The organism is Faunimonas pinastri, from assembly GCF_900110915.1.
Lineage (GTDB): Bacteria > Pseudomonadota > Alphaproteobacteria > Rhizobiales > Afifellaceae > Faunimonas > Faunimonas pinastri.
This window is the reverse complement of the sequence record NZ_FOFG01000004.1, coordinates 1-22811: the sequence shown is the minus strand read 5'-3', so window position 1 is coordinate 22811 and position 22811 is coordinate 1. Positions and strand designations below refer to the sequence as shown.

The following is a 22811-nucleotide window of genomic DNA, read 5'->3' as shown; positions in this document are numbered from 1 at the left end:
CAACCGGCGGCGATCGCTTCGGGAGAACCGGGGGCAGGGTCACTCATCCTCTCCCCCGGGTTTTCCTTTCAGGCGAACGTCGCGATAGGCAGAAGGACAGTCCTCTGCACGTTGAAAGCCTTCTTCCGCGAGTGCTCGCCGGAAATAGATCTCTCCGAAGGGCGGGAGGTCCTGGTCGCGACACCAGTCGAGATAGGCCCCGTACATATCGCGGGCCTTCTCGGTGTGGCCGATCTCGTCGACCATGCATTGCGAGAGGAAGTGCCCGAGCGGATCGTCGCGGTGGTCAGGCTGATGTTCGGCCTTGATCGCGTTCCTGGCTGCGGCGGTGAGGTAGGCTCCGACCACAGCGTTGACCAATGTGGGAATGCAGTCGCTGGGAACGATGCCGACGAGTTGCTGTTCGGCTGCCCGGCTGCCCGCCTCGTCGATCACGAGCTTCGTATTCTCGGTCATGCCGGGCCCCCGATGCTGATGGTGGCTGTGAAGTCTGGCCGGGAGGGGACCGCCTGCTTGCGGGCGGATCTGTTCAGGCGCTTGCCTTCGGCCGTGGCCACGAGTGCCGGGTGGCGGAAGCGGGTTCGCTCGACCGTGACCAGGCCGCGATCCGTCAGGATCTTGGCGGTGGCCAGCTTCACGGTTGTGTTGCTGCCCTGCGCTCGCCAGCCATGAGCGACGCGAAAGAGGGGCTGACGGGCGGCGCTTGCCAAAGCGGTGCGTTGAGCCTGGCTGAGGTCTGTCAGGAACGTCATTGCGTGCTCCTGTTGTGTCCGGGACGGGGGGTGTGGAAGGGATTGCGCGGGCCTGTTGCCGCGACGACCTCGCTCCGGCTCAGCGAAAGGCTGACGAGAGCGAGGGCGATCGTCACGAGGAAGATCGTGCCGATCGCGAGGTCATAGCCGAGCGCGGCCATGGCACGCCGGATCAGGCCGCTTCGCGGACCTGGCGGTCGGCCAGGCGCTTGCGGACCTTGGGCATCAGTTGCTCGATCTCGATGGCATCGAAGCCGGCGTCGAGCAATTCGTCGCGCGTGACGTTCCCTGTCAGGGCATGGCGATCAGCAACGAAGTCGGTCAGCGCAATCAGCCGCTTGGCGGGATCGGGATTGGGCGCCTGCTCGCGAAGAGCATCCATGAGGTTGCGGTAGGTGTCGGCCTCGTCGGCCGAGAGCGCATCGACGATCTCGTCGGTGCTTAGCGGCTCCAGCCATACGGCTGCCGTGATGTAGCCGACGGTGCCGTTCGCTGCGCGCACGAGTACGGTGTTACCGATCTGGGCGACGATCAGGTCTAGCGCAATGACGCGATCATCAGATGCGGTTTCAGTTTCGGAAATGAGCGTGTTCATGACTGCTCCTGTTCAACGCAGGAGCAACATGTAGCGGTTTTAAAACCGCGTCAAGTAGACGAGCGGTTTTAAAACCCTATTCCGTATCGTCGAGCGTGGCCGAGCCTCGAAGGTTCTCCCGGAGGTTCAATCGACGTCGCTGGCCGGAACGCACTGTAATCCAGATCTCCCCAATCCATTCGAGACACACGCTCTCGATGGTTTTGGCATTGAAGCTTTCCAGGTTCACGGTGCGCGGTTCAAATCCCCGGGTGATGCGCTTTAGGAAGCGTCTGCCATCGCTCGTCCGGACTGCAGCTTCTTCTCCGAAGAAACTCTCAGCCGGTCTCTGCTGCTCCGCGTAGACGACAATCACGTCACCCTCATCGTATCGAGGAAGCATGGAGTCTCCTCGCACTTCGAAAGCAACCATTTCCTCGGAAATGGGGATCGGTAGCTCCACCTGCCAAATGCCCTCAGGCGGTACTTGCTCGTACTCAGGAAGGATCTCGGCGCCGGCGCCGATATATCCCATGACCGGGATCTCGTTCTTTGCCTCGAGTGGACCCTCTCCAGTGAGAAGCCATTGCTCCGAGGCCTGAAGAACTTTGGCCAGCTTTTTCAACGTGCTGCCGCGCGGAGCGGAGTCCGGGCTCGTGTCGGCTTTCCGCTGTATGTTGCGGATTGCATCCCCGCTGAGACCCGCGGAAAGGGAGGCAGCGCGGGCGGTCATCCCGATCACTGCCAGTCTTTGTTCAATGCGTTCTGCGATGCTTCCACTCATATGCGGTATTCTAACCGCACGCGACGAGGGGCAATAGCGGTTTAAGAACCGTTGACAGTGCGGTTGTTGAACCGCATAGTCTGCTCCCATGCGGCTCAAAGATCACATCGTCGTTCTGGCAGAAGCCTATGCTGGCTGCAGAGGCATCTCGCTTTCGCGCCTCTCCACGATCCTCTTCAATGACGGAAAGAGGCTCGGCGGTCTTCGCGCGGGAAAAGACCTGACCACGGGAAGCTATGAGCACGCGGTCACCTGGTTTGGTCATCACTGGCCGGAAGGCGAACCTTGGCCAGATGACGTGCCCCGGCCCCTTGTTGCCCAGCAGAGGGCTGCCGCATGACAGCATCCTCAATTCCGTGTCCGGGCTGCCGCGATCCGCTGCTTTGCTTCCTTCGTGACCTCACGGACGGAAGCGGCTGCATTGCGCTGCACGGGAACGCTGGCCGGACCGGCGGCATCCCCGAAGCTCTTCAGCCGCGCGACGGCATTGATCTCCAGAGCGGTGATGAGGTCGCCGGCCTTATCCGGATCGATCCTCCCGAGAGCGACAGCCATGTCAAGGAAGGCTTCCTGCAGGATGGAGAAGGCGAGGCGGGCGCCGACGCCGTTTGCATCGGGAATGGCAGCATCGGTAACAGGCAGGGTCATGACAGGCCTTTGATGGTTTGCTGGTCAGAGTCGCGGCGGGCTTTGATCGGCTGGACATATCGGCGAGCCATCCGCGCCTTCATCATGCCCGAAGGTTGCGGCGAGCCGGTCGAAGGCTCGACCCATGGCGGCGAGAGCCACGCGCTTTGCCTGCAGTTCGTGATCCGGGGCCGCGCCGTCCATCGGGAAGATCTTGATCGCCTTGAGCGCCTGATCGCGGGCGAGCTGCCAATCGAAATCGGCCGCGCCACGATCGCCATCGAGGAGATCGATCACAAGCTTTTCATAGCCGAACTGAACAAGCTCAATCGCATCACGGACTGGAGCGGAGAGAGCGAGCAGATCCTCCAACCCTGGCTCAAGTCCCCGTGCGTCGTTGCACATCGCATCGTTCCTTTCCTCGACCGCATGAAGGCTATCGCCCGGCAGGCCAGCAGCCGCCGGATCGCCCGCAGCCTCGGCGCCGGCGATTCCGAAGAGAACCATGCACGACGCCAGCAAGCCTGGCTTGGAAATTCCCCGGCCAATCGTTTCCAGGGGAGAGGGGCCTAATGCTTCTCCGCAGCCTCTCGCTTCCGGCGTGCACGTCGCTCGTCACGCAGGATGATTGGCACGCAGATGATCGCCGCCACGATCGTCCAGGCGCCGAACAGCAGAGCGAACCAGTTCCATGCCATGCTCATCCACATGAGCGGCATCCTATCACGTCGCGGATTTTCCTCCAGTCCAGCGCGCGTGAGGCCGGGCGGGCTTTCCTGCCGTTTGCCCGCCCGGTTTTTTTCTTCCGGAGGTCGGCATGAGCCTGATTGAGAAGCTCCGACCCTCCACGCCTCAGGAGCGCCGGGCGCTGAAGTCGATCACCGAGACAGCAATCGAACAGGCGGGCGGCCCGGTCTCCATGCAATGGGCAACCCGCGTCGAAGCCGGCGATCTCACCCGCTATGGCAAGGCGCATTACGCCAAGCGCTTCGTGCCGATCGACGTGGCGCTGGATATCGACCGGCGGGCGCCGCAGCCCTTCATCCTGCAAACCTACGCAGCGATCCTCGGCTTCGGCCTGACCCGCGTCGCCAGCGCCGCCACGGAGAACATCTGCGAGATCGTGGCGCGGTTGGTGAAGGAAACCGCCGAAGTCTGGCAGTCCGTCACCGAGGGCCTTTCCGACGGCGTGCTGGATCGCCGCGAACTCGACTGCGCAATCCGCGAGCTGGACGAGCAGATGGACGTCGCCTCGCGGCTTCGCGCTCACCTCGAACATCTGCGCCGGGAGCTGCCGGAATGAGTGAGACTCAAGAGCGCGAGAAGATCTCGCTGATCGAGATGATTGGGCGGCTTTCCTACGAGAGCGAGATGATCCGCGAGCGCAATGCGCTGCTCGCCACCCGTGGCTCGCTTTGCCGGCCGGACAAGGCGGAGCTGTTCTTCGCCGACGTGCTCGATGAGGCCGTCGCGCTGCTCAACAAGATCCAGGCGAACGCGCGCGAGGTTCGCGCGGTGCTGAGGCGGGGCGAGCGATGAGTCAGGCTGCTCCTTTAGATCCTTTCGGTTCATTCCCTCGGGTCAGTCTGGAGGACCTGCTGTTATCGTCCTTCGCCGAGATTGCATTGATTTTTTTGTCGTCGCTCGTGACGCGGGAGAACCTGCCGGTCGACGGATTCCTTACGATAGCTGCTCGGAGCGTCTCGTCGATGCGGGTCTGCCAGCCAGGGCCAGTGGATCGAAAGTGGTCAAGCACATCTGGAGAAAGGCGCAGCGTTGTTGAGCGCTTGGTATCGTCGGAGCGTGGCCTGCCACGTTGCCGATGCATCTCAATCAGCTCGGGAGCAACCTCGCGGACGGGCTTCATCCGGGCAAGCATCTCGTCGGAAAGAGGCGGCGAATCCACCGCGTCCCAATCCTCCTGCGAGATATGCTCAGGCTTGCGCTTGCTCATAGAACGTCCTTTCGCGTGCATTTGCCTTCCGCAGGCTGATCACCCGGAGGTCGCTGCCTCGTCTGCTGAAGACCAGCACGTGGAGACGCGTCCCGATGTATCCGAAAGCGATCTCCCGCACCTCGCCATAGTCAAATCGGTCGTCAATCACAGTCCGAGCCGAGGCAAAGTCGAACCGCTCTGCCTCCGTGAATTCGATGCCGTGTTTTGCGACGTTCGCGTCGTACTTGGCTTCGTCCCAGATCAACATCTGAATTTATGTAGTTACGGAAATAGCGTCGGTCAATCCGAAGGGGTTCGAAAATGCAGGGCATGAACACGGCGATGCTGATCGGCAATGTCGGGCGCGATCCCGAGATCCGCCGCACCGCGTCGGGCAAGCCGGTGGCAGGCTTCAGCCTGGCCACAACCAAGAGCTGGAAGGATCGCGAGAGCGGGGAGAAGAAGCAGGCGACGGAGTGGCATCACATCGTCGTCTTCTCCGAGGGGCTGGTCGGCGTCGTCGAGCAATATGTGCGCAAGGGCACGCCGCTCTTCATCCAGGGCGAGATCCGCACCCGGAAGTGGACCGACCAGGGCAATACTGACCGCTACACGACCGAGATCGTGCTGAACGGCTTCGACGCCAAGCTGAACCTGCTCGGCTCCGGCGGCGGTGGCCGGCCGGGCCTGCCCGACAACGACGCCGGCTATGGCGGCGGGGAGGCGAGCTCGCCGCCGCGCCATGACGATCTGGACGACGAGATCCCGTTCTAGGACCCGAGATGCCCGACATGATTGCGCACGCGCTGGGCTATGGCTTGCGCGGATGGCCGGTCTTTCCCTGCCATCCCAACACCAAGCAGCCGCTGACGGAACATGGGCTCAAGAACGCCTCGGCCGATCCGGAGCGGATCCGCGCCTGGTGGAAAAAGCACCCTAACGCCATGATCGGTGTGCCCACGGGCGCGCCGATCGGCGCCTTTGTGGTCGACCTGGATCCCAAGGACGGCGCGACGGCCGAGGGACTGCTCGGCCTGGTGATCGAGCGCCTCGCTGAACTGCGGGCAGAAGGCGAGGGCGTCGACGATGCTGCCGGCTTCGCGGCAGCGTTGGAGCAGGAGCTGAGCGCGCCCTTCGCGCTTCCCCCGTGCCCGATGGTGCGCACGCCGCGCGGCGGCCTGCATCTCTGGTTCGCGATGCCGGATGGGCTGGAGATCGGCAACCGCGCCGGCGTGATCCCCGACGTCGATGTGCGCGGCACGGGCGGCTATGTCATCCTGCCGCCCTCCACCCGTCGCGGGCGCAAGGCCAAGGACGATGGCTGCGACGGCGTCGCCTATCTCTGGGAAGAAGATAGCGGGCTCGACGACTTCGATCCGCCGGCGGCGCCGCCGGAGCTGATCCGCTTCGTGCTGGAGAAGCACCGGCGGGATGCGCCACAAGCCGCGGCAGTCTCTCCCGCGCCCTCTCATGCTGCCGGCGCCGATCGCGCGCATGATGACGAGCGGATCCGCCGCTATGGCCTCTCCGCGCTCGACAACGAGCTTCGGGAGCTGGAGCGGGCCGGGCGGGGCACGCGCGGGCATACGCTGAACAAATGCGGCTTCGTGCTGGGCCAGCTGGTCGGCGCCGGCGTGCTAACCGAGAGCGTCGTCGTCGCCGGCATGCGCGGCGCGGTCGATCGGAACGGGCTCGCCCAGGTCGACGGCTGGGTGCTGGTCGATCGCAACATCGAACGCTCGATCCGCGCCGGCATGGACAGCCCTCGTGATCTCGCGGAGATCGCGAGGGGGAATAACGGGCGCCGCCCGGGGGCGGCGCTCCGCGCTCCCTTACCTTCCGACCCTCCCGAGGGTCCTTCTCTCGCCGGCCCCGCAGCCCCCCAGTCGGCTGGAAAGCCGGACTCGCGAAGAGCGAATGAGGACGTCGCCAGCGCCCGCGAGGGGGACGGGGAGGAGCCTGAGGACGGCGATGACGATCCCGTGGACGATGGCTCCACCGTTCAATTCGACGACCTCGACCCCGAACGTCTCGCCCGCGCGGCCGCCGAGCCGCAGAACGACACCGGAAACGCCCGGCGACTGCGCACCTGGTTCGGCGACGACATCCTGAACGTGCGCGACGTCGGCCAGCATGTCTGGGCCGGCGCCCACTGGGACGCGCAGGGCGGCGATGAGGCGATGCAGCGCTATGCCCAGATCGTGGCGGAGCGCATCGTGGCGGAAGCCGACGTGCTGGCGGCGATGCCATGGGAGGAGACGGCGATCGAGGCCGGCCGGATGGCGGAGAAAAAAGCCGTCCATGACCGGGACGAATCCGACCTAACCGCCATCGAAGCCGCCAAGGTGGCGCGCAAGGCGCTGGGCGGGCGGAAGACGGGGCGGCGCAAGTTTGCGATCTCCTGCGGAAACACGTCCCGGCTCAACGGCATGATTGCCCAGGCACTGCCTCACTGCACCGTGGCGCCCGACGATCTCGACGTTGAACCGCTGGCGATGAACGTGCGCAACGGTACGCTGCGCATGGTGAAGGTAGCCGATCCCGAATGTCCGGATCCCGATGCCACCCGTGAGATATGGCAGGTGCGCCTCGATCCGCATCGGCGCGACGATCGGATCTCCAAGCTGATGCCGGTCGCCTACGATCCGGAGGCGACGTGTCCAACCTGGGCGGCCTTCATGGAGCGCTTCCAGCCCAACCCGGGCATCCGGCGTTTTTTGCAGGTCTATCACGGCCTGGCGCTGACCGGCATTGTCGAGCAGGCCTTCGTGCTGAACTACGGCCTCGGCGCCAACGGCAAGTCGACCTACATGGAGGCGCTGGCGCGGCTGATGGGCTCCTATGCCCAGACGCTGCCGGCGGAGGCGCTGACGGGCGAGCTGCAGCGCCGCGGTGATCAGGCCACGCCAGAGTTCGCCCGGTTGCCCGGCGCGCGCATGGTCCGCTGCGCAGAGCTGCCGCGCGGGCAGGGCTTCCGCGAGAACACGCTGAAGATGCTGACCGGCGGCGAGAAGATGCCGGTGCGCCACCTGCACGGCCGCTTCTTCGACCTGATCCCCGCCTTCAAGGCGGTGGGTTCCTGCAACGAAAAGCCGGACATCGGCGGCATTGACGAGGGCATCTGGCGACGCGTCAAGCTGATCCCCTGGACCGTGACCATTCCACCGGCAGAAAGGCGGCCGATGGAGCAGGTGCTGGCGGAGTTCGCGGCCGAGAGCGCCGGCATCCTCAACTGGCTGCTGGAGGGATTGCTGGCCTATCTGGAAGGCGGGCTCGTGGTGCCGCCGGAGATCCACCAGGCGACGGAAAGCTACCGCGCCGATATGGATCCGCTGGGCGAGTTCCTGACGGCCTGCGTGGAGCCAGCGGAGGGCCATGACGAGACGGCGCGGGACGTTTATCTCGCTTATTCCGCCTGGTGCCACGCCAGCTCGGTGCGACCCTACAGCGAGAAGACCTTCGCGGTGCTGATGCCTCAAAAAGGCATCGAGAAGATCAGCGGACGTATTCGCAAGTATAAAAACGTGCGCCTGCATGACGTGCCGGAAGACCCGACGCGGCAGAAAAAATCCTCCGGCGATCGATGGGAGGACAGCTTCTGATGCGAGGGTCGCGAGGGTTGCGCGAGGGTCTGGCATGACCCTCGCGAACAACAATAATAAACAAAATCAATCACTTAACACGACCCTTGCGAGGGTCGCGAGGGTCGCGCGCGCGTACGCGTGTGAGAGATATCCGGCTTGGGGGCTCTGATGGAAAACGAAAATCTTTCTAGAAACTCCACCAAACCCTCGCAACCCTCGAAGGAAGAGACGAAGTCTATGAAGGAAAAGGGAAAAGAGACCGCGAGGGTTGCCCCGGAACCCTCGTCCAACCCTCGCGATCCTCGCAAGGCCGGGAAGGCGGGCAAGACTGGGAAAGGTGGCGCCAAGCGGCAGGCCCGGGCACCGAAGACGCAGGCGGACCGCCGCGAGACGCAGCCGGAACTGGTCGACAGCCCCTACGGCCGGGCGCACGGCATGGACCGGGTCGAGCGCATCGTCGACACCATCGCCGCCATGCACCGCCGCCGGCAGATCGACATTCGCCAGCGCAGCGCGGCCGACATGTACCGCAACGCCTTCGAGACCTGCCCGGGCTCGATCCGCTGCGCCCTCGATGTCAGCCCGCGTGCCGGCGTGCCCGGCACGGCATCGCCGACGGACGATCAGCTCTGGGCTGCGGGCGTGTTGCGGGAAGCGGCGGCGGTGCTGGGGCAGATCGACGGCGCAGTGGTAAGGCGCATTGTGGGCGAGGGGCAGTCGGTCGAGGATGCTGCTCGCGAAGCGTTCCAGTCCGAAGGGCGGCAGATGCGCGAGCATGTTGGAATGCGGCTACGGATCGCACTAACGCAGTTGGCGGATCACTGGTGGCCGGAGAAGGCAGACCGGTCGCACATCCGCGCTGTTCGCGGGGAAGGGGCAGAGATGGCCGCAGAGGGCGCGCCGTTCCGGAGGGCCGTTGAAGCGACTCCGGTCGCGCATGCCAGCTCAGCGGGCGTGAGAGTTGGAAGAAAGGGCGTTGACAACCCCCGGGGTTAAGAGCAGTTATGCGTCACTTCATGATTTGCGCCCGGAGCGATGTCCTCGCTTCCGGGCGTTGTCGTATCTGGAGCCAAGCATGCCGCGCCCGACGCCTCGTCCCGGATCAAGGGTGCAGGACAGGCGCGAAGCGGATCAGCGCCGGAGCGACCGATACGAGTGGCGCGCCTGGTACAAGACGGCGCGCTGGCGATCGCTACGGCTGCGGCAATTGCAGGCCGAACCGCTCTGCCGCTTCTGCCTGGAGCATGGCGACCTCACGCCGGCGACGGTCTGCGACCACGTCGAGCCGCACCGGGGAGACGAGGGCAAGTTCTGGGTTGGACCGTTCCAGTCCCTCTGCCCCCGCCACCATAACCGAGACAAGCAACGCGCCGAACACGGCCGCGAGGTGCTGACGTTCGGGGCTGATGGCTGGCCGAAGGACAGAGACTGAGGTGAAGCCGCTGGTTGGCCGCAGCTGGTTCGATTGTGATCTCGGCCTGCAGTCCGCTATTATGGAGTTATGGCATCGCGAACTGAGATGACTGCGGCCTTGCAAGCGTTGGCTCTGCCACGCCTGCGATTGGCTGGGTTCACAGGCTCGTTCCCTCATTTTCGGAGGTTGACCGAGGAGGGTGGTGATCTGATCTCTTTCCAGTTCAACCGCCACGGAGGATCGTTCGCCGTTGAGCTTGCGCGGTGCCCTCCAGGAGGCGTTATGAGCCGGGTGAAGGGGGTGGTGCCTTTGGCCAAAGCCACAGCTCAGGATCGGCATCCTAACAACCGGCGTCGAATTCAACGCAATGGGAGCGACTGGTTCGACTTCATGGCGGAGCAGCCTGAACGGCTCGCGGAAGAGCTGGCGAACGAGCTCCTCGGCGGGACGGTTTGGCTGGATGTGCCACGCGGTGGAAGTGAGACTCCGTACCTGAGGTAGAGCGCTTCCCGCGCCAAGTAGGCGGATATGGCCTGCCGGGAGGGGGTATCGAAAGTCCAGGCCCTTCCCGCCGCGGACCGGGCTCCACCATTCGCGCGCAAAAAGCTGGAATTAAATAGAGAAAGCCCATGCCGGGGAGCTCCGCGATTGAGCTTCGGGTCGGGCTTGAGGGCGTATCACCATGAAGGGACGCAAGCCGAAGCTCGACAATGTCGTGCCCATGCGCTCCGATGCGGGCGTCGATGCCGAGAAGCTGCGCCGGGACACGGCCATACGGGAAGCCCGGCGGCTTCGCCCGCGCAACCTGACACCGGAACTGCGCCGCGAATGGGATCGCGTCGCGCCGCTGCTGGCTGATCCCGCGATCGGTCGCCTCAAATCGCACTTCGTCGACACCGTCGTGGAATACTGCCGGGCGGTCGTCAGGCTTAGGGCTCTCCGCGAGCGTATGCCGGAGCTCGACGATGAGACCTACGAGGTCACCGGTCGGAACGGCTCTCAGATGAAGAGCCGACCGGAAGTAGCGCAGCTCAACGAGACCTGGCGGCACTGGCGTTCGCTGGTCGCCATGCTCGGCCTGTCGCCGGCGGATGAGCGCAACATGGCAGTCGGGCAGGGCGATCTCTTCGATCCGAGCGACGGCTACTTCTGACAATGCCTGAACGGTTGGAGGATGGCACGACCGCCTATGCCGAGGCGGTGGTGGCGAAGGATATCGTCGCCGGTCCACTGGTGCGGGCGGCATGCCAGCGCCACCTGGCCGACCTGGAGCGCGGGCCGGATCGCGGTCTCTTCTGGGATCTTGCCGCGGCCGAGCGCGCGATCGGCTTCTTCCGTGACGTGCTCACGGTCGAGGTGGAGCTGCCCGGCGACGACGGTGGCATCGTCAGCAAGGCGGTGCCGTTCGTGCTGCAGCCCTGGCAGGCCTTCATCGTCGGCTCGCTGTTCGGCTGGAAGAACGCGCATGGCTTCCGGCGCTTTCGCCGTGGCTATTGCGAGATCGGCAAGGGCAACGGCAAGTCGCCGCTGGCGGCTGGCATCGGGCACTACATGTGCTCGGCCAATGGCAAGCTGCGGGCGGAGATCTATTCGGCCGCGACGGATCGCGACCAGGCCGCGATCCTCTTCCGGGACGCCGTTGCCATGTGGGAGCGGTCGCGGGCGCTGAAGCGGCGACTGGAACCGAGCGGTCTCAACCCGGTGTGGCAGCTGACGCATACAAAGTCGGGGTCGTTCTTCAAGCCGATCTCGTCGGAGAAGAAGGGCAAGTCGGGCATCCGACCCTACTGCGCGCTCATCGATGAGGTGCACGAGCACCGAGACAACAGCGTGATCGAGATGCTCCGGGCCGGCACCAAGGGCAACCAGGAAGCGCTGATCTTCGAGATCACCAATTCCGGCTTCGACCGGAAATCGGTGTGCTGGCAGGAGCACGAATATTCCACCAAGGTGGTCACTGGCGTCATCGAGAACGATGCCTGGTTCACCTTTATCTGCTCGCTGGACGAAGGCGACGATCCGTTTGCGGACGAAGACTGCTGGGTGAAGGCCAATCCCAATCTGGGGATCTCTATCCAGAAGCCGTTTATCCGCGAGCAGGTGCAGGAAGCGGTCGGGATGCCGTCAAAGGACGGCCTGGTGCGGCGCCTGCACTTCTGCGTCTGGACGGAAAGCGAGACGGCGGCGATCCCGCGGCGGATCTGGGAAGCCTGCCAAGGCGAGGTTGATCCGGACGAACTGACCGATCGGGGCGTACCCTGCTTCGGGGGGTTGGATCTCTCCCGCACACGGGATTTGACCGCCTTTACCCTGACCTGGGTGCTGGAAGCGAAACGCGACGCCTGGCGCTTCGCCAGCCGGACCTGGTTCTGGACGCCGGCAGATACGCTGGTCGACCGCGCTCGCATCGACCGGGCGCCCTACGATCTCTGGGCAAAGCAGGGGCACATGGAGCCCGTGCCGGGCAACCGTGTCTCCTATCGGTGGGTGGCGAGCGCGCTGGCATCACTCTGCGCCCGTTACGATCCCCTGCAGATCGGCTGCGACCAATACGGGCTGGAGAACCTTGGCGATCAGCTGGACGATATCGGGGTGACGCTACCCTGTGTCGTCCATCCGCAGGGCTTCAGGCGTCGTGTGGTCGGCGAGAAAGACGATGGCCCGGCCGGCGCGGAAGATGTCGCGCTGTGGATGCCGGATTCCATCAACAAGCTTGAGGCGGCGCTGCTGGAAACGCGCATCGTTGTCGACCCGAACCCGGTGATGACGATGTGCGCGGCCGGCGTGGTCTTCGAGCAAAACCGAACGGGGCACCGCATGTTCGACAAGGACAAGGCCACCAGCCGCATCGACGGCATGGTCTCGCTCGCCATGAGCATCGGCGTCGCGACCATCGGCGAGACCGGGGTCAATCTGGATCAATTCCTCGCGAACCCGATCATGGTGATCTGATGGGAGTGCTCGATCGCTGGCGCGGCAGATCCATCAGCCTGACAGATGGGGCCTTCTTCCAGGCGTTCTTTGGCGGCGGAAGCCATGCGGGGAAGGCGGTCACCAACCACACAGCCCTGCAACTCTCGGCAGTATGGTCCTGCATCCGCCTGACGGCTCAAGCAGTCGCCGGACTGCCGATGGGCTTCTACGAGAAGCAGTCGGACGGCGGCCGAGTGGGGCGGGATGATCATCCCCTCGCAGAAATCCTGCTCGACAGCCCGAACGATGATCAGACGACCGTCGAATTCTGGGAAGGGATGGTCGCTTGGCTCTGCACCAACGGCAACGCCTACGCCGAAATCGCGACATCTGGCGAGCGGATCACAGCACTGCAGCCGTTCGATTCCGACAAGGTGCAGCCCTATCGGACGCAAGAGGGAGAGCTCCGCTATCGCTTCATTGATCGCGGGCAGATCGAGGATCTTCCGCGCGAAAAGATGCTGCACCTTCGCGCCTTTGGTTTTGGTGGGGATGTCGGCCTGTCGCCGATCCGGTTCGGCGTCCAGACCATGGGCTCCGCAATCGCTGCGGATGAAACGGCCGCGAAAATGTTCGGCAACGGCATGCAGGTCGCCGGCGTCCTCACCTCCGACCAGGTGTTGAAGGACGCCCAGCGGACGCAGCTCGCCGAGGTGATGAAGCAGTATGTCGGCTCGACGAACGCCGGCAAAATGATGATCCTCGAAGCCGGGCTAAAGTACCAGCAGCTGACGATGAACCCGGAAGACGCCCAGCTCCTGGAGACGCGGCGCTTCAACATCGAGGAAATCTGCCGCTGGTTCGGGGTGCCGCCGATCATGGTGGGCCATGCCGGAGATGGGCAGACCATGTGGGGATCGGGCGTCGAGCAAATCCTGCTCGGCTGGCTGACGACGGGCCTCAATCCTATGCTGAACCGGATTGAGCAGCGGATCCGCAAGCAATTGATCCGGCCGGGAGATCGCCGGACCCTTTATGCCGAATTCAATCGGGAGGGGCTGCTGCAGGCGGACAGCGCGGCAAAGGCTGCCTTCCTTTCCACCATGGTCCAGAACGCATTGATGACCCGCAACGAGGGCCGCTCGAAGCTGAACCTGCCGAAGAAGCCGGGTGGCGATGCCCTGACGGCCCAGACCAACCTCGCGCCGCTCGACCAGCTCGGCAGCCTGCAGGGCAACGAGGCGGCCAAGGCCGCCTTCCGCGCCTGGCTCGGGATCGACGACAAGGAACGCCAACATGCAGCTTAAGCACGCGGCCCTGAAGATCAGGGACTTCGATCTCGAAGTGAAGGCCGTCAGCGATGACGGCCTTTTCTCTGGGTACGGCTCCGTCTTCGGCGCCATCGACAGCTACAACGAGGTGGTGGCACCCGGCGCGTTTTCCGCCACGCTGGCCGACATCAAGGCGAAGGGCCGACCCGTGCCGGTGCTCTGGCAGCACCGTAGCGGTCAGCCGATCGGCGTCTATGAGGACCTGAAGCAGGACGCGACCGGCCTGCAGGTGAAGGGCCGCCTCCTCAAGGATGACGTTGCCCAGGCCAAGGAAGCCTATGCGTTGATGAAGGCCGGCGCGGTGTCCGGTCTCTCCATCGGATACTATGTCCGCAACTCGTCGTACGACGAGAAAACCGGCATCCGCACCCTGAACCAGCTCGACCTGGTCGAGATCTCGCTCGTCACCTTCCCGGCGAACGATGAGGCCCGGGTCGACGCGATCAAGATGAAGCTGGCCCATGGCTCGCTTCCCACGCTTCCCGAATTCGAGAAGTTCCTGCGCGAGGCCGGCTTCTCGAAATCACAGTCCGCGGTGCTCGCCAATCGCGGCCTGTCTCATCTGCTCCGGAGTGAGTCCGAGGGCGAGGCGATCCAAACCGAAGCCGCCAAGTCGCTGCTGACGCAGCTGTCTGGCTTCAAACTGCCCTCATTCTAGGAGACACGGCCATGAAGCCGTTCGAATACCAGCGCGGCCAGTTCGCGCGCAAAGATGCCGGCCAGGGCGATCCCGCGGCCGATCGCGTCGAGTTCAAGCAGGTGCTCGATGCGCTGAACCAGCGCGATGCCGAGATCAAGGCCTTCGCTGAAAAGGCGACTGCCGAGATTAAGGAACACGGCAAGGTCCTCGACGACACGAAGGGTGGCTTGGAGAAGCTCGCCAAGGAAGGTTCCGACCTCCAGGCGCGGCTGATGGAAGTCGAGCAGAAGATGGCGCGTCGGGCAGGTGCCGGTGGCGGCCAGGCACAAAAGTCGATCGGTGAGCAGTTCACCGATAACGAGGACTTCAAGTCGCTTGTCGCCAAGGGCCGTGGCACGGCTCGCATGGCGCTGAAAGCCGTGACGAACCTGAACAGCGGCACGACCGGCACGGGGGGCATCGGCGCGGCAATTACGCCGAACCGCCTGCCCGGCATCATCGCGCCGCCCGATCGGCCGATGACGATCCGCGACTTGATCATGCCCGGCCGCACGGCATCGCCGTCGATCGAGTATGTGCAGGAAAGCGGCTTCCAGAACATGGCGGCGACGGTCGCCGAAGGCGCGCTGAAGCCGCAGTCGGATCTGGCATTCGAGCTGAAGACGACCGTGGTGCGGACTATTGCCCATTGGATCAAGGCCTCCGTGCAGGTCCTGGCGGACGTGCCGGCGCTCCAGTCCTATGTCGACGGCCGCCTGCGCTATGGTCTGATGTACGTCGAAGAGCAGCAGCTCCTCGCCGGTGATGGCACGGGGCAGAACCTGCTTGGCCTGATCCCGCAGGCGACCGTGTTCAACGATGCCCTTCGCCGGGCCGGCGACACGGCGATCGACACGATCCGTCGTGCGATGCTGCAGGTCCGCATCGGTGAATACAGGGCCAGCGGCATCGTCATGAACCCGGTGGACTGGACCGACATCGAGACCCTGAAGAACGCCGACGGGAACTACATCTGGTCCAATCCGATCGTGAACAACGGGCAGAACCTCTGGGGCATCCCTGTCGTCGACACCAATGCGATGCCCCTGGGCGAGTTCATGGTCGGCGCCTTCAACATGGCGGCGCAGGTCTTCGACCGCGAGGAGGCCAACGTCCAGGTCTCGACCGAGGATGGGGATAATTTCGTCAAGAACATGGTGACGATCCGAGCGGAGGAGCGGCTCGGCCTCGCGGTCTTCCGTCCCGCCAGCTTCGTGCATGGCGAGTTCGCCGCGCCGGTCACCGGCTGAGCACTTAACCGAGAACCGGAGCCGGCACTCGCCGGCTCCTCCTGATGCCGGAGATCATCCATGCGCGAATATGCAGCTCTGAAGGGCTTCGCCGCTCCTGAAGGCGAGGACGGTTATGTGAAGCGTGGTAGCGGGGTTTTGCTTTCAGAAGCCAGGGCGCGTGAGCTTCGGCGCAGCGGCTTGATCGGCGACATGGGGGAGAAATTGGCGCCGTTGCCGCAGAACAAGATGACGCCGGAGCCGAAGAACAAGGCTGCAAAGCCGTCCGGGTCGAAGTGATGCAGGTCGCTGTCATCGCTCCACCAGAGGAGGTGGTCACGCTGGATGAGGCGAAGCGTCATCTTCGCGTGGAGTCCGGCGACGACGATCTGAGCATCGCAGCCTATCTGGCAGCGGCGGCAGGATCGATCGATGGCCCAGCCGGATGGCTGGGGAGGGCAATCGGCAAGCAGGTGCTGGAGCTGCGGCTTGACACCTTCCCGTATCACTGCAGCACCGGCATCGAATTGCCCTATCCGCCGATCATTTCCGTCGATGAGATCCGTTACCGCGATCGAAGCGGCACAGAGCAGGTGATGGACGCCGCGGATCGGCGTCTCATCGGCACCGATTCTCCACGCCTCGTGCATGATTTCTGGCAGAGTTGGCCGGAGGCCCATCACGGGCCGGAAACGGTCCGTATCCGCTACACCGCCGGCTATGAGGACGTGCCGGCACCGATCAAGCAGGCTATCCTGCTGATGCTCGGGCACTGGTACATGAACCGGGAAGCCGTCGCGGTCGGCAACAGCGTCATCACCGAGATGCCCCTCGGCGTACAGGCGCTTCTCGCACCCTTCCGGGTCTGGGCGCTCTGATGCCGCGCATCGCCTTCACGCGCGACTTCCCGTGGCACGTGCCGGGACGCGGCGGCCGGATCACGATCCACTATCCGGCGGGCACGACGGAGCTGGTGAGCCGCGCCTGCGCCGATGCGGCCGAAGCGTCCGTTTGCGGCAAGCGCGTCGATCGCGAGGAGAAGCCCGATGCCGATAACGTCCGGACAGCTTCGTGAGCGTGTGCGCCTGGAGAGGCGCACGCCGCAAAAGGACGGGTTCGGCAATTCCGTCTCGGCCTGGCAGGCTCAATTCGAGCGCCGCGCGGCCGTGCAGATGATGCGGGGCGGCGAGGAAGTTCTCGCGAGCCGCCTGGAGGGCGTTCAGCCGGCAACGATCGTGCTGCGGTTCGACGAGAAGACGCGCGCCATCACCGCTGACTGGCGTGCAATCCACCTCCGCGATGATGGCTCGGAGCGCGAGTTCGCGATCCAGACGGCCGAGGACATGGAAGGCCGCCGGCAGTGGATCACGCTGACCTGCAAGGCGGGAGTGGCGAGCTGATGGCGAAGGTCCGGAACCGCGAGCGCCTGGCGAAGGTGCTGCAAGCGCTGCCTGCCAGGGTAAAGGAAGCCACGAAGGCCGCTCTTGCTCAGAATGCCGACGAACTGGTCCTGCTGCAGAAGCGCCTCGTGGTGGTCGATAAGGGTGTGCTGCGTGACAGCATCACAGCCACGGAATTGAGCGAGGAGAAGGGCTACCTCGGCTACCAGGTGCAGGCGGGTGGGCCGACGACGACCCGGCCGGTCCGGGAAGGCGCCGGGGTGACCTACGATTACGCGCTGGCTGTCGAGTTCGGCACGGAGAAGATGGCCGCAGAGCCGTTCTTCTATCCCTCGTATCGGGCCAACAAGAAGCGCTTCAAGAGCCGGGTTACGCGCGCCATGCGCAAGGCGATCAAGGACGGGGCGGCGGGGACATGAGCGATCCGGCGCTGGCCGTCCAGAAGGCGGTCTACGAGCAACTGACCGCGTCGGCGTCGCTGGTCGCCCTGATCAGCGGCCGTGTCTATGACAGCGTGCCGGAGCAGAAGAGCTTTCCCTATGTCGTCATCGGCGAGGACCAGGTGAACGATGACGGCGACGGATGCTCGGACGGCTCCGAGATCTTTGTCGACGTGCATGTCTGGTCGCGCCGCCCCGGCAAGGTCGAAGCGAAGTCGATCGGCGGCGCGGTGCGTGCGGCGCTTGGAGGCCCGATCCCGATGGAGGGCTTCGCCACCATCGTGGGGCAGTTCTACCGGTCCCACTATCTCACCGATCCCGGCGACGGGCTTACCGCCCATGGCGTCCTGACCTTCCGGTATCTGGTCGAACCCCTCTGATCCGCCGAGCGCGGATTTCCTACAGGAGATATATCCATGACGAGTCCCTCGACGATCAGCGGCACGCGGCTCCTGATCAAAGTCGGCGACGGCGCATCGCCGCAGGTCTTCGTGCATCCCTGCCTGATCAATGCCGAGCGTGGCATTCAGTGGGGGTCGACCTCGAACGATGACGTGGTGCCGGATTGCGATGCTCCAGAAGCGCCGGGCTGGAACCAGACAACCAAGGACGGGCTGAACGCCACGATCACCGGCGCCGGCAAGCTCGACACTTCCGATATCGCGTTCTGGGATACCTGGTTCCGCAGCGACGATGCCAAGACGATCCAGGTCTGGGTTGCCGACAAGGGATACTGGAGCGGCGAGTTCAAGCTGACGGAGTGGTCGATCACCGGCGATCGTGGATCGAAGGCGACGGTGTCGCTCACGCTGAAGTCCGACGGCGAGGTCGGCGCCTTTACCGCGGCCCCGGTCGTCTGATGAGCCGGCATGGAGAGGTCGTCTTTCCTTGGGGTGATTCCGAGCACCGGTTCCGGCTCGGCATCGGCGAACTGCGGGAACTCCAGGACAAGTGCAATGCCGGACCATACGAGGTCCTCAACCGGTTGATGACGGGCATTTGGCGGATCGACGAAGTCCGCGAGACGATCCGCCTCGGTTTGATCGGCGGCGGTGCGCTTCGCCCGACCGAGGCTCTCGTGCTTGTCGCCCGCTACGTCGACGAGCGACCCTTGCTGGAGAGCGTTCCCGTGGCGCAGGCTATCATCGGCGCCGCCATCATGGGAAGCCCGGAGGAGCCCGTGGGAAAACCGCAGGCGGCGGAGCAGGGGGAGACGAAGCCCTCCCCGACGGACGGTTCCGCTTCGCCGCCTTCTACGGAACCGGAGGCGCCCTAGGCTTCGCTCCGGAACAGATCGACCGGATGTCCCTCTGGGAGTTCTCGGCGCTGGTCGACGGCTACCTCGCTGCCAATGGTGGTGCGCGGACGGAAGCGCCGACCGACGAAGAATTCGAGGCGGCAATCATCGCCAACAGCGCAGTGAGGTTTTGAATGGCCGCAAGCACCGAAACCGATCGGCTGGTCGTGCAGCTCGAAGCGCAGATCAACAAGTTCGAGAAGATGATGTCGAGCGCCGTCGCGACGACGAACCAGCGCGCGGCGCAGATCGAGAAGCGGTTCGGGCAGATGGAGGGCACTCTGGCCGAGACCGGAACTGGTGGCTTCGAGAAGAACTTCGACGCTGCTGCAACCAGTGCCGACCGTGCGGCGACGCGCATCCAGGCGAGCTTCCGTCGCACCCGCAGCGAAATGACGGCATTCGGCAAACAGGCGGAAACCGGCCTCGATATCAGCAAGCCGATCGGCGCCAGCCGTGTGCAGGTGATGATGCTGCAATCAGCCCTTCATCACACCCTCGGTTCGCTCTCGGCAGGCGCCAACCCGATGACGATCCTTGCCCAGCAGGGAAGCGAAGTGGCCGAAGCGTTTGGGATGGGGAGTGGCAGTGCCGGGGCTTCGGTGACAAGCTTCGGAACGTTGCTTGCCGCTATGCTGACGCCCGCCAACCTGGCCATTGCCGGTATCGGTGTGCTTTCCGCTGGTGCGTCTTACCTTGCCAGCTCGTCGGCGCACGCGAGCGAGGAAGCTGAGGAATTCACCAAGTGGCTGGACTCCATCGGCACAAGTGCCGATGGCGCGAGCGACCGCATCACCAAGATGAGCGACGCCATCAACGGCATGCCTCTTCTTGACACGAATCGTAAGATCCGGGGCGGGCAGGAATCCGTTGATGGGCTGAAGAGCCAGCTCTTCAACCCGATCTCCACGCAGTTGCAGATGTCAGGCATGGCGGACAATCCGGTCCTGAAGCCGCTGGCGAACAACCTGCAGGAGATCATTGACGCTCTGAAGAATGATGCGATCCCTTCCGTCGAGACCTTCCATCAGCGGCTGGACGACATCGTCAGGCAGGCGCCCGGTCTTCAAAAGGACCTGGAGGTTCTCGAAAAGATCGGGGACTCGCTGATCCCGAAGCAGAGCGCATTGGGGCTGCTTCAGCAGCACGCGGGGGGATCATCGTCCACGGGTGCACAGAGTGCGCGATCCGCGGAAAAAGCCTCTCTCGAATTATTGGAAGGCAGCCAGAGAACGGCTCGGATCGCGGCTGCGGAGACGGCAACACAGGCCCTTAAGGCCGCCGATGCCAGCCTGCAGAATGCCGGGCTTACCGATTATGCACGCGGTCTGGCGGCGATCAATGAACGCTTCGCCGGGCTCATCAAGGGCGCCAGGGGCGCTCAGGGCGCGATCGAGCGTCTGAAAGAAGCGCAAGCGAAAGAGATCGCCGCCTACAACAAGGAGTACGCGGCGAAGTCCAGCCCGTATGCTCATTCGGTCGCCGACGTGCCGGATCAATACCGATCGACGTTCCTGTCCGCCGGCGACAAGTACAACGTCGATCCCAATCTGCTCTCCTCGGTCGGCTGGTGGGAAACGCGCGGAAAGTTCAACAACGATGCCGTATCACCCGCGGGGGCTCGTGGCATCATGCAGCTGATGCCCGGGACCGCGTCCGACATGGGTGTGACCAACACCTCGGATCCGTCACAGAGCATCATGGCGGGCGCGAAATATCTTCGCCTGCTGATCGACATGTTCAATGGCGACATCGAGAAGGCTGTGCTCGCCTACAATGCTGGCCCGGCGAAGGTGAAGGCCGTGAGCGCTGGCAAGGGCAGCTTCTCTAAAGAGACGCTGCAATATGGGCCGGGGGTGCTGACCAAGGCGCCCGGCATGCTCGACCAGGTCAAGCAGCAGGAAGAGCTTTCCAAGAAGGCCGACCAGGTCCTGGCCTCCTACAGCCGTGAGACGGATGCGGTTGGCCTGCAGGTCACCGCGGTGAACCGCTCCAACGTTGCCATGGAAACGGCGGCGGCGAAGCAGGACCTGGAGAACAAGCTCAAGGCGGCCGGCGTCACCGACCTGGCCGCCTACACGGAGAAGGTCGATCAGCTGGCGGCCGCGCGAGCGAACGAGATCGTTGCGCAGCAAAAACAACAGGCAGCGCTCAAGGAACTCACCGGCCGCATGGATGAGGTGCGTTCGTCGGCGAAGAGCGCCCTCAGCACCTTCGTTTCCGATCTTCGCGAGGGGAAATCCGGGGCCGAGGCGCTGAGCGACGTGATCGGCGGCATCGATAGCAAGCTGCTCGACCTTGCCGAAAACGACGTGATCAGCACCCTTTTTGGAAAGACCGGCACCTCGGGCGGCAGTGGCATCCTGACCAGTCTGTTTTCCGGCCTGCTTGGGGGAAGCAGCACGACGAGCGCCTCGGTTCATCACCAGGGCGGCATTGTCGGCGGCGGCGCACCGCGCCGATCCGTTCCGTCGGGCGTCTTCTCCGGAGCGCCCCGCTATCATTCCGGCGGGATTGCCGGACTGAAGCCAGGAGAGATGCCGGCGATCCTGAAGAAGGGTGAACTGGTGATCCCGAACCTCAGCGGCTTCCGTTCGGCCCAACAGCGGAGCGGTGGGACCAACGTCAATAATCAGACTGCGCTCAACATGACCGTCATCGCCAACGATGCCCAGTCGTTCCGCAAGTCGAAAACTCAAATCGCCGGCGGGCTCTACAAGGTCCTGCAGGGCGCGCAACGGGCACGCTGATGGCAAGCTTTCATGAGGTGTCGTTCCCGTTCCGGGTCTCGAATGGATCATCCGGTGGCCCGGAGCGGAAGACGGAGATCGTCGATCTCAACGACGGACGGGAAGAGCGGAACGCCTCCTGGTCGAATTCGCGGCGGAAGTACAACGTGACGAAGGGGCTTCGCACGGCGGACGACCTCTATGACCTGCACGTGTTCTTCGAGGAGCGACGCGGCCGGCTCTATGGGTTCCGGTTCAAGGATATCACCGACTTCCAGTCCACCCGTCCTGGCCAGAAGCCGACGGCGCTGGATCAGCCGATCGGCACCGGCGATGGAGCGACGAAGAGCTTCCAGCTGGTGAAGGTCTATGGCGCGAAGTTCGCGCCGTGGACGCGCAAGATCACGAAGCCCGTTGCGGGCAGTGTGAGTGTCGCCGTCGGTGGCGGCGATCGGAGTTCCGGCTGGACGGTCGACGCCACGACCGGCCTGCTGACCTTCGATGCCGCGCCCGCAAACGGCGTCGCGATCACGGCCGGCTTTGAATTCGACGTGCCTGTGCGCTTCAACTCCGACACGCTCGACGCCACGCTGGCTTCCTGGCGTGCCGGAACGCTTCCCGACATCGAACTGATCGAGATCCGGTTATGAAGACGCTGCCCTCCGGCCTGCAGGCCCATCTCGACGGCGGTGCGACGACGCTGTGCTGGTGCTGGAAGCTGGTGCGCACCGATGGCGTGGTGCTGGGCTTCACCGACCACGACCGCGATCTCACGGTCGATGGGGTGGCGTACGCGGCGGCGAGCGGCTTCACTGCGTCGGAGGCGAAGAGCTCGCTGGGGCTCTCCGTCGACGACCTGGAGGTGGACGGCGCGCTCTCCTCCGACAGCCTGACGGAAGCGGACCTGCTGGCCGGGCTCTGGGACAATGCGGCGATCGAGCTTCGCCGCGCCAACTGGGCCGATCCGGGGCAGGCGGTGATCATGCGGACCGGCAATGTCGGCGAGGTCCGGCGGGGATCGCTGGCTTTCACCGCCGAGCTTCGCGGCATGGCGCATGAACTGGGGCAGGAGATCGGCCGCGTCTTCTCCTATTCCTGCGACGCCAATCTCGGCGATGCGCG

At 64.3% G+C, this 22811-nt stretch carries 33 protein-coding genes; 25 read left to right on the top strand and 8 right to left on the bottom strand.

Annotated features, from left to right (window positions below; genetic code table 11):
* Positions 1 to 39: 39 nt before the first annotated feature.
* The 5 genes from BMY25_RS06950 to BMY25_RS06935 all read right to left on the bottom strand — a co-directional run bounded on the left by BMY25_RS06950 (position 40) and on the right by BMY25_RS06935 (position 2110).
* A complete protein-coding gene (locus tag BMY25_RS06950) occupies positions 40 to 456 on the bottom strand; it encodes a primase-like DNA-binding domain-containing protein (protein ID WP_092495921.1) in 417 nt (138 codons plus the stop codon).
* Positions 453 to 752, bottom strand: a complete 300-nt coding sequence (locus tag BMY25_RS06945; RefSeq protein ID WP_143061898.1) for a hypothetical protein — start codon at positions 750 to 752, stop codon at positions 453 to 455. The genes BMY25_RS06950 and BMY25_RS06945 overlap by 4 nt, the downstream gene beginning before the upstream one ends.
* Positions 749 to 913, bottom strand: coding sequence for a hypothetical protein (locus BMY25_RS20725; protein ID WP_177176755.1), 165 nt, complete (start codon positions 911 to 913; stop codon positions 749 to 751). The genes BMY25_RS06945 and BMY25_RS20725 overlap by 4 nt, the downstream gene beginning before the upstream one ends.
* A gap of 11 nt (positions 914 to 924) precedes the next feature.
* Positions 925 to 1347, bottom strand: a complete 423-nt coding sequence (locus tag BMY25_RS06940) for a type 2 periplasmic-binding domain-containing protein (RefSeq protein ID WP_092495919.1) — start codon at positions 1345 to 1347, stop codon at positions 925 to 927.
* Positions 1348 to 1423: 76 nt separating this feature from the next.
* The gene (locus BMY25_RS06935) at positions 1424 to 2110 is read right to left on the bottom strand and encodes a S24 family peptidase (protein ID WP_092495918.1); all 687 of its coding nucleotides are present in this window, start codon (positions 2108 to 2110) and stop codon (positions 1424 to 1426) included.
* 336 nt (positions 2111 to 2446) lie between these two features.
* Here BMY25_RS06935 and BMY25_RS20395 point away from each other — a divergent pair, with 336 nt between their 5' ends.
* Positions 2447 to 3310 carry a hypothetical protein gene (locus BMY25_RS20395; RefSeq protein WP_143061897.1) on the top strand — a complete coding sequence of 288 codons (864 nt, stop codon included), beginning with the start codon at positions 2447 to 2449 and terminating at the stop codon, positions 3308 to 3310.
* Here the strand turns inward: BMY25_RS20395 and BMY25_RS20720 are convergent.
* Positions 3307 to 3447 carry a hypothetical protein gene (locus BMY25_RS20720; protein WP_177176754.1) on the bottom strand — a complete coding sequence of 47 codons (141 nt, stop codon included), beginning with the start codon at positions 3445 to 3447 and terminating at the stop codon, positions 3307 to 3309. The two genes, BMY25_RS20395 and BMY25_RS20720, sit on opposite strands and share 4 nt — an antisense overlap.
* Before the next feature lie 107 nt (positions 3448 to 3554).
* Between BMY25_RS20720 and BMY25_RS06920 the strand changes: the two genes are divergently transcribed.
* Together BMY25_RS06920 and BMY25_RS06915 are read left to right on the top strand one after the other, a co-directional pair.
* Positions 3555 to 4040 carry a hypothetical protein gene (locus tag BMY25_RS06920; protein ID WP_092495915.1) on the top strand — a complete coding sequence of 162 codons (486 nt, stop codon included), beginning with the start codon at positions 3555 to 3557 and terminating at the stop codon, positions 4038 to 4040.
* Entirely contained in the window at positions 4037 to 4276 is a 240-nt protein-coding gene (locus BMY25_RS06915) for a hypothetical protein (protein WP_092495914.1), read from the top strand. The genes BMY25_RS06920 and BMY25_RS06915 overlap by 4 nt, the downstream gene beginning before the upstream one ends.
* A 1-nt stretch (position 4277) precedes the next feature.
* On the opposite strand, the gene BMY25_RS06910 is transcribed toward BMY25_RS06915, so the two are convergent.
* A complete protein-coding gene (locus BMY25_RS06910; protein WP_238858204.1) occupies positions 4278 to 4691 on the bottom strand; it encodes a BrnA antitoxin family protein in 414 nt (137 codons plus the stop codon).
* Positions 4672 to 4941, bottom strand: coding sequence for a BrnT family toxin (locus tag BMY25_RS06905; protein ID WP_092495912.1), 270 nt, complete (start codon positions 4939 to 4941; stop codon positions 4672 to 4674). Before BMY25_RS06905 ends, BMY25_RS06910 begins: the two co-directional genes overlap by 20 nt.
* 53 nt (positions 4942 to 4994) lie before the next feature.
* On the opposite strand from BMY25_RS06905, the gene ssb reads away from it, so the two are divergent.
* The 22 genes from ssb to BMY25_RS06800 form a co-directional block, all read left to right on the top strand.
* Positions 4995 to 5447, top strand: a complete 453-nt coding sequence (gene ssb / locus BMY25_RS06900) for a single-stranded DNA-binding protein (RefSeq protein ID WP_092495911.1) — start codon at positions 4995 to 4997, stop codon at positions 5445 to 5447.
* A gap of 8 nt (positions 5448 to 5455) precedes the next feature.
* Positions 5456 to 8275, top strand: a complete 2820-nt coding sequence (locus BMY25_RS06895) for a phage/plasmid primase, P4 family (protein WP_092495910.1) — start codon at positions 5456 to 5458, stop codon at positions 8273 to 8275.
* 219 nt (positions 8276 to 8494) lie between these two features.
* Positions 8495 to 9253: a hypothetical protein gene (locus tag BMY25_RS06890; RefSeq protein ID WP_092495909.1), complete on the top strand. Its 759-nt coding sequence runs from the start codon at positions 8495 to 8497 to the stop codon at positions 9251 to 9253.
* A gap of 112 nt (positions 9254 to 9365) precedes the next feature.
* Complete coding sequence (locus BMY25_RS06885; protein ID WP_092495908.1) at positions 9366 to 9689, top strand: hypothetical protein; 324 nt, start codon at positions 9366 to 9368, stop codon at positions 9687 to 9689.
* Between the two features lie 69 nt (positions 9690 to 9758).
* On the top strand, positions 9759 to 10172 hold the full coding sequence (locus tag BMY25_RS21430) for a DUF4304 domain-containing protein (RefSeq protein ID WP_092495907.1): 414 nt from the start codon (positions 9759 to 9761) through the stop codon (positions 10170 to 10172).
* 181 nt (positions 10173 to 10353) lie between these two features.
* Positions 10354 to 10824 (top strand): P27 family phage terminase small subunit, encoded by a 471-nt coding sequence (locus BMY25_RS06875; RefSeq protein ID WP_092495906.1) that lies wholly within the window; start codon positions 10354 to 10356, stop codon positions 10822 to 10824.
* A 2-nt stretch (positions 10825 to 10826) separates the two neighbouring features.
* The gene (locus BMY25_RS06870) at positions 10827 to 12623 is read left to right on the top strand and encodes a terminase large subunit (protein WP_092495905.1); all 1797 of its coding nucleotides are present in this window, start codon (positions 10827 to 10829) and stop codon (positions 12621 to 12623) included.
* Complete coding sequence (locus BMY25_RS06865) at positions 12623 to 13891, top strand: phage portal protein (RefSeq protein WP_092495904.1); 1269 nt, start codon at positions 12623 to 12625, stop codon at positions 13889 to 13891. The genes BMY25_RS06870 and BMY25_RS06865 overlap by 1 nt, the downstream gene beginning before the upstream one ends.
* On the top strand, positions 13881 to 14573 hold the full coding sequence (locus BMY25_RS06860) for an HK97 family phage prohead protease (protein WP_092495903.1): 693 nt from the start codon (positions 13881 to 13883) through the stop codon (positions 14571 to 14573). Before BMY25_RS06865 ends, BMY25_RS06860 begins: the two co-directional genes overlap by 11 nt.
* 11 nt (positions 14574 to 14584) lie before the next feature.
* Complete coding sequence (locus BMY25_RS06855; RefSeq protein ID WP_092495902.1) at positions 14585 to 15844, top strand: phage major capsid protein; 1260 nt, start codon at positions 14585 to 14587, stop codon at positions 15842 to 15844.
* A 60-nt stretch (positions 15845 to 15904) separates the two neighbouring features.
* On the top strand, positions 15905 to 16123 hold the full coding sequence (locus BMY25_RS06850) for a hypothetical protein (RefSeq protein WP_092495901.1): 219 nt from the start codon (positions 15905 to 15907) through the stop codon (positions 16121 to 16123).
* Positions 16123 to 16701, top strand: coding sequence for a head-tail connector protein (locus BMY25_RS06845; RefSeq protein WP_092495900.1), 579 nt, complete (start codon positions 16123 to 16125; stop codon positions 16699 to 16701). The genes BMY25_RS06850 and BMY25_RS06845 overlap by 1 nt, the downstream gene beginning before the upstream one ends.
* Positions 16701 to 16898: a hypothetical protein gene (locus BMY25_RS06840; RefSeq protein ID WP_092495899.1), complete on the top strand. Its 198-nt coding sequence runs from the start codon at positions 16701 to 16703 to the stop codon at positions 16896 to 16898. Before BMY25_RS06845 ends, BMY25_RS06840 begins: the two co-directional genes overlap by 1 nt.
* Complete coding sequence (locus BMY25_RS06835; RefSeq protein ID WP_092495898.1) at positions 16870 to 17223, top strand: phage head closure protein; 354 nt, start codon at positions 16870 to 16872, stop codon at positions 17221 to 17223. Before BMY25_RS06840 ends, BMY25_RS06835 begins: the two co-directional genes overlap by 29 nt.
* The gene (locus tag BMY25_RS06830; RefSeq protein ID WP_092495897.1) at positions 17223 to 17642 is read left to right on the top strand and encodes an HK97-gp10 family putative phage morphogenesis protein; all 420 of its coding nucleotides are present in this window, start codon (positions 17223 to 17225) and stop codon (positions 17640 to 17642) included. The genes BMY25_RS06835 and BMY25_RS06830 overlap by 1 nt, the downstream gene beginning before the upstream one ends.
* The gene (locus BMY25_RS06825; protein WP_092495896.1) at positions 17639 to 18043 is read left to right on the top strand and encodes a DUF3168 domain-containing protein; all 405 of its coding nucleotides are present in this window, start codon (positions 17639 to 17641) and stop codon (positions 18041 to 18043) included. Before BMY25_RS06830 ends, BMY25_RS06825 begins: the two co-directional genes overlap by 4 nt.
* Positions 18044 to 18079: 36 nt before the next feature.
* Positions 18080 to 18523, top strand: a complete 444-nt coding sequence (locus BMY25_RS06820) for a phage tail tube protein (protein WP_092495895.1) — start codon at positions 18080 to 18082, stop codon at positions 18521 to 18523.
* Positions 18523 to 18939 (top strand): gene transfer agent family protein, encoded by a 417-nt coding sequence (locus BMY25_RS06815; RefSeq protein WP_092495894.1) that lies wholly within the window; start codon positions 18523 to 18525, stop codon positions 18937 to 18939. The genes BMY25_RS06820 and BMY25_RS06815 overlap by 1 nt, the downstream gene beginning before the upstream one ends.
* 26 nt (positions 18940 to 18965) lie before the next feature.
* Positions 18966 to 19094 carry a hypothetical protein gene (locus BMY25_RS21310; RefSeq protein WP_255365488.1) on the top strand — a complete coding sequence of 43 codons (129 nt, stop codon included), beginning with the start codon at positions 18966 to 18968 and terminating at the stop codon, positions 19092 to 19094.
* Positions 19095 to 21710: a transglycosylase SLT domain-containing protein gene (locus tag BMY25_RS06810; RefSeq protein ID WP_092495893.1), complete on the top strand. Its 2616-nt coding sequence runs from the start codon at positions 19095 to 19097 to the stop codon at positions 21708 to 21710. It begins immediately after the preceding gene.
* Positions 21710 to 22339: a DUF2460 domain-containing protein gene (locus BMY25_RS06805; protein ID WP_092495892.1), complete on the top strand. Its 630-nt coding sequence runs from the start codon at positions 21710 to 21712 to the stop codon at positions 22337 to 22339. Before BMY25_RS06810 ends, BMY25_RS06805 begins: the two co-directional genes overlap by 1 nt.
* Positions 22336 to 22811 (top strand): DUF2163 domain-containing protein (locus BMY25_RS06800; RefSeq protein ID WP_143061896.1); only part of this gene is annotated, 476 nt, incomplete at its 3' end. The genes BMY25_RS06805 and BMY25_RS06800, both read left to right, overlap by 4 nt.